Origin of the sequence: [Actinomadura] parvosata subsp. kistnae (assembly GCF_900323885.1) — a bacterium.
Classification (GTDB): Bacteria; Actinomycetota; Actinomycetes; order Streptosporangiales; family Streptosporangiaceae; genus Nonomuraea; species Nonomuraea composti.
Window position 1 is genome coordinate 4,044,262 of the sequence record NZ_OOHJ01000018.1, and the last position, 13,733, is coordinate 4,057,994.

At 72.5% G+C, this 13,733-nt stretch carries 12 protein-coding genes; 8 read left to right on the forward strand and 4 right to left on the reverse strand.

The genetic code is table 11. The features are described 5' to 3' along the window. Positions 1-7: 7 nt before the first annotated feature. From KIS93_RS39275 to KIS93_RS39285, 3 genes are all read right to left on the reverse strand, one after another. Positions 8-1,651: an LCP family protein gene (locus KIS93_RS39275; protein WP_080042895.1), complete on the reverse strand. Its 1,644-nt coding sequence runs from the start codon at positions 1,649-1,651 to the stop codon at positions 8-10. A 138-nt stretch (positions 1,652-1,789) separates the two neighbouring features. After that, positions 1,790-2,542, reverse strand: a complete 753-nt coding sequence (locus KIS93_RS39280; RefSeq protein WP_186404654.1) for a hypothetical protein — start codon at positions 2,540-2,542, stop codon at positions 1,790-1,792. Then, the gene (locus KIS93_RS39285) at positions 2,497-3,372 is read right to left on the reverse strand and encodes a hypothetical protein (RefSeq protein ID WP_186404655.1); all 876 of its coding nucleotides are present in this window, start codon (positions 3,370-3,372) and stop codon (positions 2,497-2,499) included. The genes KIS93_RS39280 and KIS93_RS39285 overlap by 46 nt, the downstream gene beginning before the upstream one ends. Before the next feature lie 251 nt (positions 3,373-3,623). Here KIS93_RS39285 and KIS93_RS39290 point away from each other — a divergent pair, with 251 nt between their 5' ends. From KIS93_RS39290 to KIS93_RS39305, 4 genes are all read left to right on the forward strand, one after another. Then, a complete protein-coding gene (locus KIS93_RS39290; RefSeq protein ID WP_080042894.1) occupies positions 3,624-5,696 on the forward strand; it encodes a hypothetical protein in 2,073 nt (690 codons plus the stop codon). A gap of 21 nt (positions 5,697-5,717) precedes the next feature. Further along, on the forward strand, positions 5,718-6,548 hold the full coding sequence (locus KIS93_RS39295) for a hypothetical protein (protein ID WP_080042893.1): 831 nt from the start codon (positions 5,718-5,720) through the stop codon (positions 6,546-6,548). A gap of 72 nt (positions 6,549-6,620) precedes the next feature. Beyond that, the gene (locus KIS93_RS39300; protein ID WP_080042892.1) at positions 6,621-7,550 is read left to right on the forward strand and encodes a glycosyltransferase family 2 protein; all 930 of its coding nucleotides are present in this window, start codon (positions 6,621-6,623) and stop codon (positions 7,548-7,550) included. Between the two features lie 2 nt (positions 7,551-7,552). Continuing rightward, entirely contained in the window at positions 7,553-8,617 is a 1,065-nt protein-coding gene (locus tag KIS93_RS39305) for a glycosyltransferase family 4 protein (protein WP_080042891.1), read from the forward strand. Here KIS93_RS39305 and KIS93_RS39310 read toward each other — a convergent pair. Further along, entirely contained in the window at positions 8,518-9,477 is a 960-nt protein-coding gene (locus KIS93_RS39310; RefSeq protein WP_080042890.1) for a lysylphosphatidylglycerol synthase transmembrane domain-containing protein, read from the reverse strand. The two genes, KIS93_RS39305 and KIS93_RS39310, sit on opposite strands and share 100 nt — an antisense overlap. A 78-nt stretch (positions 9,478-9,555) precedes the next feature. Here KIS93_RS39310 and KIS93_RS39315 point away from each other — a divergent pair, with 78 nt between their 5' ends. The 4 genes from KIS93_RS39315 (at position 9,556) to manB (ending at position 13,598) form a co-directional block, all read left to right on the forward strand. Further along, a complete protein-coding gene (locus KIS93_RS39315; protein WP_155128544.1) occupies positions 9,556-10,383 on the forward strand; it encodes a class I SAM-dependent methyltransferase in 828 nt (275 codons plus the stop codon). 47 nt (positions 10,384-10,430) lie between these two features. Beyond that, positions 10,431-11,276 (forward strand): lysylphosphatidylglycerol synthase domain-containing protein, encoded by an 846-nt coding sequence (locus KIS93_RS39320; RefSeq protein WP_246005408.1) that lies wholly within the window; start codon positions 10,431-10,433, stop codon positions 11,274-11,276. Between the two features lie 94 nt (positions 11,277-11,370). Further along, positions 11,371-12,486, forward strand: coding sequence for a glycosyltransferase family 4 protein (locus tag KIS93_RS39325; RefSeq protein WP_080042888.1), 1,116 nt, complete (start codon positions 11,371-11,373; stop codon positions 12,484-12,486). 32 nt (positions 12,487-12,518) lie between these two features. Next, positions 12,519-13,598: a mannose-1-phosphate guanylyltransferase gene (gene manB / locus KIS93_RS39330; RefSeq protein ID WP_230465584.1), complete on the forward strand. Its 1,080-nt coding sequence runs from the start codon at positions 12,519-12,521 to the stop codon at positions 13,596-13,598. Positions 13,599-13,733: the final 135 nt, after the last annotated feature.

Genomic DNA, 13,733 nt, shown 5'->3' on the forward strand with positions numbered 1-13,733 from the left:
TGGAGCCTCAGGTGCACACGTTCTTCTGCTCCGAAGCGGTGATGGAGTTGTTCTTGACGCTGTCGGGCAGCTCGGTGACCTTGACCGAGTCGAAGTCCTCGCCCACCACGAGCTGGATGACCGGCGTGCCCTTCACGGCGGCCCCCGCCGTGGTGGCGGTGGTGGTGCCCGCCGCGGGCGTGTACGGCTGCACGTTGGTGGCCCGCACCTTGCCCGAGGCGGCCTGCGGCTTGGGCAGCACCGCTCCGCCGAGCTTCACGGCGTGCGCGGAGGCCGTGTCGGTCTTGGTGTAGTGGATCTCGCTCTTGGCCAGGCTCGCCCCGCCGGGCGGCGCGTAGTTGCCCAGGCTGACGACGTTGTAGCCCTCCTTGGCGAGCTGGTCGGCCACCTCGCGGGCCTTGCCGAAGGTCTTGGTGCCGTTGAGCACCTGGACGCGCACCTGCTGCGGCTTGACCGCCGCGGCCTTGGGCTGGTTGTTCGCGGTCGGCTCCGGGGTCGCGACCTCGGTGTCGGTCCTGATCGCCTTGAACAGCTCGGTGGCGTCCGGCTCCTTCCAGACCACCCGGTTGGGGTCGTCGGGGGCCGGCCCCCATGGCACGGTGATGAACTTGACGCCGTTGGCCGTCATCTCCTTGGCGCTCATCGCGATGTTGATGAGCTCCTCGGTGTCGTTGGCCAGCTCGGGGTCCATCGTGACCGACTTGCCCGCCGCCGCGACGAACTCGCGCAGCCGGCCCACGTCGGTGAGCAGCTCGGTGCTGGTGGCCTTGGCCACGACCTTGCTCAGGAAGATCTGCTGGCGCTTGATGCGCTGGATGTCGCTGCCGTCGCCGTAGTGGCGCAGGCGCACGTAGCCGAGCGCCTTCTCGCCGTCGAGGCGGCTCTTGCCGGCCGGCAGCACCAGCTTGGACGCCTTGTCGTTGACGGCCGTCTTCAGGCAGATCTCGATGCCGCCGAGGGCGTCGACGATGTTCTTGAATCCGCTGAAGTTCACCTCGACGAAGTGGTTGATGCGGATGCCGGTGAGGGTCTCGATGGTCGAGATCGTGCACGCGATGCCGCCGGAGTTGTACGCCGAGTTGATCATGTCCCGGCGGGCGGGCATCTCCTGCTTGGTGGTCTCGTTCTTGCACTTGGGGATCTGCACCAGCGAGTCGCGCGGGAAGCTGATGAGCTGCGCCTTGTCCCGGTTGGGGGAGATGTGCATGAGGATGATCGTGTCGGTGCGCTTGCCGCCCGCGTCGGCCTGGCGGGCCAGCGCCTGCCCGTACTTAGCGTTGCCCGCGCCCGCCCGCGTGTCGGAGCCGACGAGCAGCACGTTGAGCGCGCCGGTCGCCGGGGGCCGCGGGTTGATGATGTCTTCCTTGACGCTCTTCTGGTTGATGTTGCCGAGGCTGTCGCGGAAGGCGGCGTAGGCGGTCAGCGTGCCGGCGACCATGACGCCGGTCAGGCCGACGCTGACCCAGGCCAGCACGCGCATCTTCGTCTTCTCGCCGTTACCTCCGCCGGAGCGGTGCCCGCGCGCGGGCCGGTCGTCGGGCGGCGGTGCGGCGGCCGCCTGGCGGCGGGCCATCCTGCTGCCGGGTTGTGTGACGGCCGTCCGGCGGTCCTGCACGGGATCGACTACCGGTACGCCCCTGTAGTCACTCATACGCCCCCTAGCCCTACTCCTTGCGCCGCCGGATTGATCGCTCCGCGCCACGAGACTAGGTCACGTACGGCGTGCACCGAGCCATGATCATGGGGAATGGTCGTGACCCGGACGTGATGTTTCCGCGGCAAAGCATACTCAGAGCCGGACATTGGGTGGAATATCATCGCCAAACTCTTTCGCCCTCGAATCGCCACCGGACTGTCGCAGCAGCTCAGGCCTGATGCTCTGCGCCGCCGCCAGACAGGCCAGGGGCACGGCCGGCAACACGTACCGGTAGTCGAACTCGGCGGCCGCGGCCGGTGTGATCAGCAGCACAACGGCCACCGACCAGGGCACCAGCCAGGCCGGCCCCGCCGCCAGGCGCCTTCCCTTACGCCTGCGGGCGATCGCCGCCACCGGTGGCACCAGCAAGATCGCCAGGAGCACCGGGCCGGGCAGGCGCACCATGCTCTGGTAGGCCCGCAACCACCCGGCGAAGGGCTCCACGATCTCCGTGCCGATCGCACCCTGCTCGTAGAGCTTGGCATACTCGGCGCCGACCTGCGCGGGATAGCGCCCAGGTGGCCCCGGCTCGGTCACCGGAAACTGGTAATAGCCGTAGATCTCGGCGTCGGGATAGATCGGCCGGTCCCACCTGAACGAGCGGCCCAGCTCCTCCAGCACCGAGGCGGCGTAGTCGAGCGGCTGCGCGGTGATCGCCAGCATCGCGAACCTGGCCGCCAGGTCGTCGTTCTCCTTCGAGAACGTGATGCCCGGCAGCAGCACCAGCGGCGCGTCCTTGGCCCAGATGTACTCCTGCGAGGGCGGCCGCCGCTCCGGCGGGCGCGGATCGCACAGCACCTTCACGTCGGGCGGCGGGTCCATCCTGGCGCAGTCGGCGAACGCCATCGTCCGGGCGTACAGGAAGGCGCCGTTCGCCCCGACCAGGCCGACGCGCTGGTAGGTGACGTAGAACCAGGCGCCGTACGCGACGATCGGCACCAGCGCGGCGGCCAGCAGCACGGCGACCGGCCGCAGCCACGCCCCACCGGCCGCCTCCTCCCGCCGCCCCGCCTGATCCCCCCGTCGCCCGGCCCGATCCCCCCGCTGGACGGCCCGATCCAGCCGCGCAGCACGAACCAGGCCGCCAGCACCACGATCAGCGGCTGGCCGACCGTCCTGGTCAGCGTGGCGGCGGCCAGCAGCAGGCCGATCCCGGCGACCGTCGCCGTCCGGCGCGTCGCGCACAGCGCGACGGCGGCCACGACCAGGAACATGAACAGCGTGTCCGAGACGAGCAGGTGCTCCAGCTCGATCTGGTACGCGTCCAGCAGCACCGGCACCGTGGCCAGCGTCGCCGCCCACCTCGGAGCCCTCCCCGCCACCCTCCTCGCCGCCCGGTAGACCAGCACCCCGGTGGCCAGCCCCAGCAGGTGCTGCGCCGCCGTGACCGCGCCGAACGCGTGCAGGGGCTCCAGCAGCTTGAGGAACATCGAGTAGCCGGCCGGGCGCACCAGGTCGGGGCGGGGCTTGAAGACGGTGACGATGTAGGTGTAGGAGTCGGGGAACCACAGGGCGGGGCGGTAGCCGAGCATCGCCAGGGCCCGCAGCGCGGCGCCCACGGCCAGGACGGCCAGGAACCAGCCGTGCCGGCGCGCGAACTCGCGCGGGCTTCCGGGCAGGCGCCGCCGGCCGCGGCCGGTCTTCGCGGGCTCCCCGTCGCGAGCCTCCGGCCTCACCGCATGTCCTCCCGCTCGTCCGGCAGCGTCCGTCCGTACGCTACCGGCGTTCCGAAGCCCGCCGCGCCGCCACGACAGCCCCGCATCCCGCGCCGCCACGAACAACCCGCCCCGCGCCGCCACGACAGGCCCGCATCCCGCGCCGCCACGAACAACCCGTCCCGCGACACCACGGCGGACCCGCGCCCGCGCCGCCGCCCAGGGCCGCCCCGCGCTCTCGTGGGCCCGGGGTTGGATACGCTCCCGTTCCGATGGAACTCGATCGACCCGGCTGGGTGCTCGCCACGCTGTCCGTGCTGCCCGCGCTGGCCGTCGCGGGCTGGTTGCTGGCGGGCCTGCCGCTGCTGCTGCTCGGCCGGTTCGCCCCGCTGCCCGCCACGCTGGCCGGAGTGCCGCTGGCGGCGCTGCTGTGCTGGGCGGGCGCGCGCCGCCTCGGCGACGGCACGAAGCCGGGCGCGAAGCAGGCCGACGACGCGAAGCAGGCCGACGACGCGAAGCAGGCTGACGGCGCGAAGCCGATCAGCGGCGGCTGGTGGCAGGTCGGGGGCGTCGCCGGGGTGGCCGTGGCCTCTGGCGTGTTCAACGCGATCATGCACAGCGAGCAGGTCGCCGTCCGGCGTGACCCCGCCACCTACACCCAGTACGCCGCCTGGATCGCCGCCCACGGCGGGCTGCCCATCGACGTCCAGGCCGGGGCGTTCGGCGGCCCGGACCCCGCGCTGGTGTTCAAGAGCGTCGGCTTCTTCGACGTGGACGGCGGGGTGGTGCCGCAGTTCATGCCGGGGTCGCCGATGCTGTTCGCGATCGGCCACTGGCTGGGCGGGCCGTACGTGGTGCCGGCCGTGCTGGGCGCGCTGGCCGTGCTCACGGTGGCCGGGGTGGTGGCGCGGCTGGCGGGGCCGCGGTGGACGCTGGTGGCGGCGACGGCGTTCGCCGTGAGCCAGCCGATCCTCTACACCTCGCGCACCACGTTCAGCGAGATCCCGTCGCTGATCCTGCTGTTCGGCGGCCTGGCGCTGGCCCACGACGCCCTGGCACGGGGGGAGCGGACCAGGGCGGCGCTGGCCGGGCTGGTGTTCGGGCTGGCCGTGCTGGTCAGGGTGGACGGGCTGCGGGACGTGCTGCCGGTGCTGGCGTTCGCGGGGCTGCTGATCGCCATGCGGCGCTTCCGCCGGCCGGAAGGCGCGCTGGGGCCGCCGCTGCTGCTGGGGCTGCTGGCCGGGGCCGGGCTGGGGATGCTGGCGGCGTACGTGCTGGCCCGTCCCTACCTGTCCTACCTGTCCGGCTCGGTGAAGCCGCTGCTGCTGGTCTGCGCCGCCGTCCTGGTGCTGACCGCCGCCGGGACGGCCTGCGCGCCCGCGCTCGCCCGGCTCCGCCTGCCGAGGTGGGCGCCGCGGACGGGCGCGGTGCTCGTGGTGCTGCTGATGGCGGCTCTGTACGCGCGCCCGTGGGTGCAGACCGTGACCCGGGTCCCCACGAACGAGGACGACCGCCGCACGTTCGAGATGATCCAGCAGATCCAGCGCGCCAACGGCCTGCCCGTGGACGGCACGCGGCTCTACTTCGAGAACTCGCTGCACTGGGTGACCTGGTACGTCGGCGCCCCGGCCGTCCTGCTGGCCACGATCGCCGCGGCGCTGCTGGTGCGCCGGCTGCTGCGTGGCGGCTCGTCGTTCGAGTGGCTGCTGCCGCTCGCGGTGATCGGCTGGACGACGGTCACGACGCTGCTGCGGCCCGAGATCACCCCCGACCATCCGTGGGCGGCCCGCCGCCTGGTCCCCATCGTGATCCCGGGGATGATCCTGCTGGCCGCGTACGGTCTGGCCCGGCTGCGCCGGCTCGCGGACCGGCACGGGCCCAAGGTGCTGAAGTGGGGCATGGCGCTGGCCGTGGCGCTGGTGCTGGTGCCGTCGGCCGTGACGTCGATCGGCACCGCGTTCACGCCGGTCGAGCGTGGGGAGGCGGCGGCGGTCGCGGCGATGTGCGCGCGGCTGCCGGCCGACGCGTCGGTGCTGACGGTGGAGCGGGTCACGGGTGACCGGTTCGTGCAGGTCGTCCGGGGGATGTGCGGCAGACCGGCGGCGCAGGTGGCCCGCCCGCGCGGGGATCTCGCGCCCGAGGCGGAGGTGCGGCGGCTGGCCGAGCGGGTGCGGGCGGCGGGCCGGGTGCCGGTGGTGCTGGGCGCCGAGGCGGGGCAGGTGTCGCCCTTCGGGGCGCCGGCGCAGATCCTGGAGCTGGTCACGCGCCAGGACGAGCGCTCGCTCACCGAGGCCCCGAACGGCACGTGGTCCCTGCGGATGAACGTCTGGATGGCCATCGCCTGACCGGTTTGCGATGGTTGCCGCATGTCCTACGACGAGGTGTCGTTCGGAAGCGACAGGCAGCCGCGGTGGAGCACGCGGGCGGCGGCGCGCCGGTGGCCACTGGTGATCCTCGCGGGGGTGGCGGCCGCGCTGGCGGGCGGCGGGTACCTGCTCGGGCGCCCGCCGGAGCCGTCCCCGCCTCCTGACGCGCCGTTCCCACAGGCGGACGGCGTGCAGATCACCCTGTGCCCGGACTCCGGCGAGTCCTGCGAGCCGGGCACGCCCGAGCAGGCGGTGGCCGAGGCGCGGAAGGTGCCCGAGCTGACCTCCGTCACGCTGGTCACGGGCGACGAAGCCAGGCGGCGGCTGTACGACGCGATCGTCACGCGCGAGCCGCAGTCCCCTGAGGAGGCGCGGTACCGGAGCCTGGCCTACCCGCCGCACCTGCGCGCGGGCCTGCGCGGCCCGGCCGACCTGGAGGCCGTCCAGCGCCGCCTCGCCGGGCGGCCGGGCATCGGCCGGATCTTCCTGACCTGGCCCGACTTCTGGGCGGGCAAGGCGCAGGTGGCCGTCGCGCTGTGCGCGCCCCGGCTGGCCTCCTCCGGGACGTGCGGCACGAGCTACGCGACGCGGGCCCAGCGGGACGCGGTCTTCGCCCTGCTGCGCGAGCAGGACGGCGTGGAGGAGGTGTTCCTGGAGGACCGGCCGTTCGCGCTGCGGCTGGCCCGGCACCGGCAGCCGCACCTGCGGTTCACGCTCGGCCAGTTCTCCGAGACGTTGTACGCCCGGCTCGACGATCCGGCGAAGGCGCGGGCGATCGCTCAGGCCGTGGTCCGGCAGCCCGGCGTGGCATGGGCCAGACTGGTGAAATGATCCCTGAATCGGGAGCTCCCGCTGGCCCGATGTGGACTCGCCGTCCGGCTGGGCAGAGTACCCTCGACCCCCGTGAGCACGCTTGAGACCCCCAAGAGTGGAACTGCCGTGGAAGAAGCGCCGTACGTCACGATCGTCCTGCCCTGCTACAACGAGCAGGATCACGTCATCGACGAGGTGGAGCGCATCACCAAGGCGATGGACTCGAGCGGCTACACCTACGAGCTGGTCGCCGTCGACGACTGCTCCACCGACGCGACGCTCGCCAAGCTGCAGGAGGCCGCGCCCCACTACCCGCACCTGCGCATCCGCGCCTTCCACCGCAACGGCGGCTCCGGCACCGTGCGGCGCATCGGCACGCAGGAGGCCAGGGGCGAGATCGTGGTGTGGACCGACGCCGACATGTCCTACGCCAACGAGCGCATCCCCGAGCTGGTGCAGATCCTGGAGAAGGACTCCACGATCGACCAGGTGGTGGGGGCGCGCACCAGCGAGGAGGGCTCGCACAAGCTGCTGCGCGTGCCGGCCAAGTGGGTGATCCGCAAGGTGGCCGAGATGCTGGCCGGGCAGAAGATCCCCGACCTCAACTCCGGCCTGCGGGCCTTCCGCAAGTCGGTGGCCCGGCCGTACCTGCGGCTGCTGCCTCCCGGGTTCTCGTGCGTCACGACGATCACGCTGTCGTTCCTGATGAACCAGCACGACATCTACTACCTGCCGACGGAGTACGCGAAGCGGGCCGGCAAGTCGAAGTTCAGCTTCGTCTCCGACGCCTACCGCTACATCCTCCAGGTGCTGCGGATGATCATGTACTTCAACCCGCTCAAGGTGCTCATGCCGCCCGCGTTGTGGCTGGTCGCCATCGGGTTCGTGAAGGGCGTCTGGGACATGATCCAGCACCCGTTCTACTTCCCGGCCAACACCGTCATGATCTTCCTGTCGGGGTTGCTGATCGGGTCGGTGGCGCTGCTGGCCGACCTGATCGTGCGCTCGCGGGGAGAGTGACGGTGCGGATCGCGATCGTCGGCCCGACGTATCCGTACAAGGGCGGCGGGGCGCAGCACACGACCGAGCTGGCGCACCGGCTGGCGGCGCTCGGCCACGACGTGGTGATCGAGTCGTGGCGGGCCCAGTACCCGTCGTTCCTCTACCCCGGTCAGCAGACGATCTCCGCGCCCGAGGGCACGCCCTACCCCAGAACGGTGCGGCGGCTCGACTGGCGGCGGCCGGACGGGTGGGTGGCGGCCGGGCGGCGGCTGCGGTCGGCCGACCTGGTGGTGCTCGCGGTGCTGAGCCCGGTGCAGGTCCCCGCCTACCTGGGCATCCTGTACGGGATCGGGCGGAAGACGCGCACCGTCGCGCTGTGCCACAACGTGCTGCCGCACGAGCGCAAGCCCTACGACGAGCCGCTGATGAAGGCGCTGCTCAAGCGGGTGGACGGCGTGCTCGCCCACTCCGAGCCGCAGGCCGCGCTGGCCAGGGGGCTCACGGCCAAGCCGGTCAGCGTTGCCGGGCTGCCGCCGCACCTGCCCTCGACCTCCGGCGAGAAGCCCGCCGAGGTGGTGCACCGCCGGCTGCTGTTCTTCGGCATCGTGCGCCCGTACAAGGGCCTGGACCTGCTGCTGCGCGCGTTGCCCGAGGGCATCGCGCTGACGGTGGCCGGCGAGTTCTGGGGCGGGCTCGACGAGACGAAGGCGCTGATCGCCGAGCTGGGCCTCGGCGACCGGGTGGAGCTGCGGCCCGGGTACGTCGCGGCCGAGGACGTGCCGAAGCTGTTCGCCGCGGCCGACGCGCTCGTGCTGCCCTACCGCCACGCCACGGCCAGCCAGAACGTGTGGCTCGCGCACGAGCACGGCGTGCCCGTGATCGCCACCCGCGTCGGCGCGCTGGCCGACCACGTCACCGACGGCGTCGACGGGCTGCTGGTCGAGCCGGGCGACGCCGGGGCGCTGCGGGCGGCGATCGAGCGGTTCTACGCCTCGGGCGAGCCGGAGAGGTTGCGGTCGGGGGTCAAGGCGGTCGATCCCGAGCCGTTCTGGTCGGCGTACGCGACGGCGCTGCTCGGCGCCTGACGGCCGAGCACGAACGCGATGCCCGCGGCCGCCGCGTCGGCCAGCGTGAACGCCAGCCGCGACACGATCGCCACGGCGAGCGCGGCGGGCGTGCCGACGATCGGGCCGAGCACGAGCACGAGCGCGCCCTCCCGGACGCCGACCCCGGCCGGCACGACCACGGTGAGGATGCCGGTGGCCCAGGCGAAGGCGTAGGCGCCGGTCGCGACCACGTACAGGCTGGGGTGGCCGGCGACGAGCCAGATGTGCACGCCGTACACGAGCCAGCCGAGCGCCGTCCACGCCACGGCGACCAGCACCGTGCGGCCGGGCAGCACGCTCTCCAGCGGCTCCCTGCGCGCGACGCGCAGCGCCAGGTTGAGGCCCCAGGTGAGCACCTTGGGGTGCAGGCACACGATGATCACCGGGACGAGCAGCACGATGTACCAGGTCTGCCGGACCGCATCCAGCGTGCCCAGCGTGGCGGCGGCGATCGAGATCGCGACCCCGAGGTTGATCACCAGCCCCAGCGAGATCGTCGCGAACGTGCGCCGCGGCGGGCTGCCGTGGTCGCGCCCGAGCTCCATCATCGCCGCGTACGCCCACACCGCGCCCGGGATGTACTTGCCGAGCTGCCCCACGAACATGATCCGCCCGGCGATCCGCACCGGCACCCGCGTGCCGAGCCCCGCCAGGATCTCCCGCCAGGCCAGCAGCATGCAGAACTGGCCGATCAGCACCGCCGCGAACGAGCCGAGCACCGCCCACGGCGACATCGCCGCCAGCGCGGTGGTGGTGTCGTGCCAGTTGGCGGCCAGCCCGTAACCCAGGAAGCCGAGCGCGACCAGGGCCAGGACGATGCGCAGCAGGCGGCGGAGCATTGGCTCAGGTTACGCGTGCCCTCCCGGGTAAATCCAGAAGGCGTCGCGGGGGCCCGGAGGTCGGTACGGTGGGGAACCGTGGTGAAGCAACGGGTCGCGCAGCTCGAATACTCGGAGTTCCAGTCCGCCATGCTCGACGAGGCGAAGCGCAGGCGGAAGGCGGCGAAGATCATCGCGGTGCTGGAGCACTTCCACGGGCCGCTCGCCGGGCTGACCGTCGGCGACGTCGGCTGCTCGGCCGGGTTCATCGCCGACGAGCTCGCGCAGGCCGGGGCCAAGCACACGCTGGGCATCGACATCGACGTGCCGGGGCTGCGCAAGGCGGCCGACCGGTTCGGCGAGCGGGTGGCGTTCGTCTGCGGCGACGGCACGGCGCTGCCGTTCCCCGACGGCTCGATCGACGTGCTGGTGTTCAACCACATCTACGAGCACGTGGTCGACCCCGACGCGGTGGTGGCCGAGATGCGCCGCGTGCTGTCCGACGACGGGGTGCTCTACCTGGGGCTGGGCAACCGGCTCGGGGTGATGGAGCCGCACTACAAGCTGCCGTTCCTGTCGTACCTGCCGCCGGCGCTGGCCGACCGCTACGTGCGCGCGTTCGGGCGGGCCGACCACTACTACGAGCGGTTCAGGACGCGGCGGGGGCTGCGCAGGATGTTGCGGGCCTTCCACGTGTGGGACTACACGCTTCCCGTGCTGGCCACGCCCACCAGGTTCGCGGGGGGCGAGCTGTTCCCCGGGGCGCTGGGGAAGGTGGTGCGCACGGTGCTGTCGCGGATGCCGCGCGAGGTGCTGAGGCTGCTGCTGCCGGTCGTCCCGACGTACCTGTGGGTGGCCACCAAGACGCCGCGCCGGCCGGTGGGGCCGCGGCTGCCGCAGCCGCCCGAGCGGGTGCGCCCGTGGTGAAGGCGCCCGTGGAGCCGGTGCCGCGCCGTTCCCTGGCTCGCCGGTTGGTGAGGTACGGCTTTCTGTCCGTCGCGCTCGGCTTCGGCGCCTGGGCGGTGGCCAGGGAGTGGGACGCGGTGGTGGCCGGGTTCGCCCGGCTGTCGTGGGGGGTGCTGGCCGGCTCGCTGGTCGCGGTGGTCGCCGCGCTGCTCGGGGCCATGCTGACCTGGCGCACCCTGCTGGCCGACCTGGGCTCGCCGCTGCCCGCGCGCCCGGCGGCCAAGGTGTTCTTCGTGGGCCAGCTCGGCAAGTACATCCCGGGCGCCGTCTGGCCGGTGCTGGCCCAGATGGAGATGGGCCGCGACCTCGGCGTGCCGCGCTCGCGCAGCGCGGCGGCGTTCTTCCTGATGATGCCGATCCAGCTCGCCACCGGCCTGCTGGTGACGCTGGTCACGCTGGGCTGGGACCGCTACGGCTGGCTGCTGCTGTTCGTCCCGCTGCTGCTCGTCCTGCTGGAGCCCAAGGTCATCAACGCGGTCATCGGCCAGGTCCTGCGCCGGCTCAAGCGCGAGCCGCTCGAACGCCCGCTGACCAGGCGCGGCATGCTGACCGCGCTCGGCTGGGCGCTGGCCGGCTGGATCGCCTACGGCATGCACCTGTACTTCGTCGCCCCGCAGGGCGGCCTGATCTTCGCCGTCGGGGCCTTCGCGCTGTCGTGGTGCCTGGGCATCCTGACGTTCGTGATCCCGGCGGGCGCGGGGGTCAGGGAGGCCGCCATGGTGGCGGTGCTGGCGCCCCATCTCGACTCCGGTGCCGCCATCGCGGTGGCCCTTTCGTCCCGCATTGTCATCATTCTCGGGGATCTGATCTGTGCGGGCTTGGCCGGAATCGCGGCGCGTCGCGACTCCGTGTGATTTGGCCCACGATTTAGGGGAGGCTGGTCATAAGCTGAACTTCAGAGGGGGACGCCCGGTCCCACGTTGATCTTGAGGGGAGAAGATCTTCGTAATGCCTCGAGTGCTCGTCGATGCGGCGGCGGTCCCCGCAGACCGCGGCGCGTTGATCAGATATGTGGACGGGCTCGTGGCCGCGCTCGATCGGGCCGGTGCGGAGCTGTCAGTGGTCTGCCAGCGCGCCGAAGCCGAGAGATACCGGCGCCTCGCGCCGTCGGCCCAGATCCTTCCAGGGCCCGTCGGCATCACCAACAGAGCCGCCAGGCTGGCGTGGGAGCAGACAGGGCTCCCGCTGCTCGCCCGCCAGGCCGGCGCCGACGTCATCCACGCCCCCTACTACTCCATCCCGCTCAGCTCGGGCGTGCCGACCGTCGTGACCGTGCACGACGCCACCTGGTTCACCGAGCCCGACCAGCACAGCCCGCGCGCCGCGTTCTTCCGCTCGGCCACCCGCACCGCCGTACGCCACGCCAAGCGCGTGATCGTGCCGTCCAAGGCGACGCGAGACGAGCTGGTCCGCGTGCTGTCCGCCGACCCCACCCGCATCGACGTCGCCTACCACGGCGTCGACCTGGCGCAGTTCCACCCGCCGAGCGAGGAGGAGATCCGCCGCGCCGCCATGCGCTGCGGGCTGCACGGCCAGCCGTACGTCGCCTTCCTGGGCGCGCTCGACCCGCGCAAGAACGTCCCCAACCTCATCCGCGGCTTCGCCGCCGCCGTGAAGCGGCTCGACAAGCCGCCGGCGCTGGTGCTCGGCGGCGGCGTGCACGAGGACGACGTGGACGCCGCCTGCCGCGAGGTCGAGGCCACCGTGCGGGTCATCAGGCCCGGCTACCTGCGCGCGCCCGACCTGCCCGGGTTCCTGGGCGGGGCGCTGGTGGTGGCCTTCCCCTCGCGCGGCGAGGGGTTCGGGCTGCCGGTGCTGGAGGCCATGGCCTGCGGCGCCCCGGTGCTGACCACCCACCGCACCTCGCTGCCCGAGGTGGGCGGCGACGCCGTGGCCTACACTGAGCCGGACGCCGACAGCATCGCCGCCGAGCTGGGGCGGCTGCTGGCCTCGGCCGAGCGCAGGAAGCAGCTTCAGGAAGCCGGGCTGGCCAGAGCTCGCGAGTTCACATGGGACGCCTCCGCGGAGGCGCATCTCAGCTCCTATCAACGCGCAATCGAATAGTTCGGTAACCTCACGGAGTGATGGAGAGCTCTTTGCCAGACCTCGAGGCGATCCTCCTGGTCGGGGGGCAGGGCACGCGCCTGCGTCCGCTGACACTGGGCACGCCCAAGCCGCTGCTGCAGACCGCCGGGGTGCCGTTCCTGGCCCACCAGCTGGCGCGCGCCCGTTCTTTCGGGGTGCGCCGGATCGTGTTCGCCACCTCCTACAAGGCGGCCATGTTCGAGCCTGCCTTCGGTGACGGGGCCGCGTTCGGGCTCTCGCTCGAGTACATGACGGAGGAGACGCCGCTGGGCACCGGCGGCGCGATCCGCAACGCCGCCGAGGCGCTGTCGGCCGGGCCCGACGACCCCGTCCTGATACTCAACGGCGACATCCTCTCCGGTCACGACATAGGCGAGCAGGTGCGCCTGCACCGCGACCGGCGGGCCGCTGTAACGCTCCATTTGACGGAGGTCGAGGATCCCTCCCGGTTCGGCTGCGTGCCGACCGACGAGGCGGGGCGGGTGACGGCGTTCCTGGAGAAGACCCCCAACCCGGTGACGAACCGGATCAACGCCGGCTGCTACGTCTTCACCCGGTCCGTGATCGACTCGATCCCGCGCGACGAGGTCGTCTCGGTCGAGCGCGAGACGTTCCCCGGGCTGATCGAGTCCGGCGAGCTCGTGCTGGGCTACGCCGACCGCACCTACTGGCTCGACGTCGGCACGCCCACCGCCTACGTGCAGGGCTCGCGCGACCTGGTGCTCGGCCGCCTGGCCTCGCCCGCGCTGCCCGGGCCCACGGGCGAGTTCCTGCGGCTCGAAGGGGCCGTGATCTCGCCCGAGGCGAAGGTCCAGGGCGGCACGGCCGTCGGCGCGCGGGCCGTCGTCGAGGCGGGCGCCACCGTGGTGGGCTCCGTGCTGAGCGACGACTGCGTCGTGGAGACCGGCGCCGTGGTGACCGACTCCGTGGTCGGCCAGGGGGCGCGGGTCTGCGCCGGCACGGTGGTGCGCGACGCGGTCATCGGCGACGGCGCCATCGTGGGGCCGGGCAACGAGCTGCAGAACGGCGTGCGCATCTGGCCGGGCATCGAGCTGCCCGAGCGCGCGCTGCGCTACTCCAGCGACGTCTGACCGCCTGACGTCCCGCTCACCCGCGCGGCGGGGGCAGACTGGACGCGTGATGGAGCGCAGGTGGGTGCCCGGCGGGCCGCTCGACGTGGGGCTGGCCCTGCAGCCGCACAAGCGCGGCGGCGGCGACCCCACCTG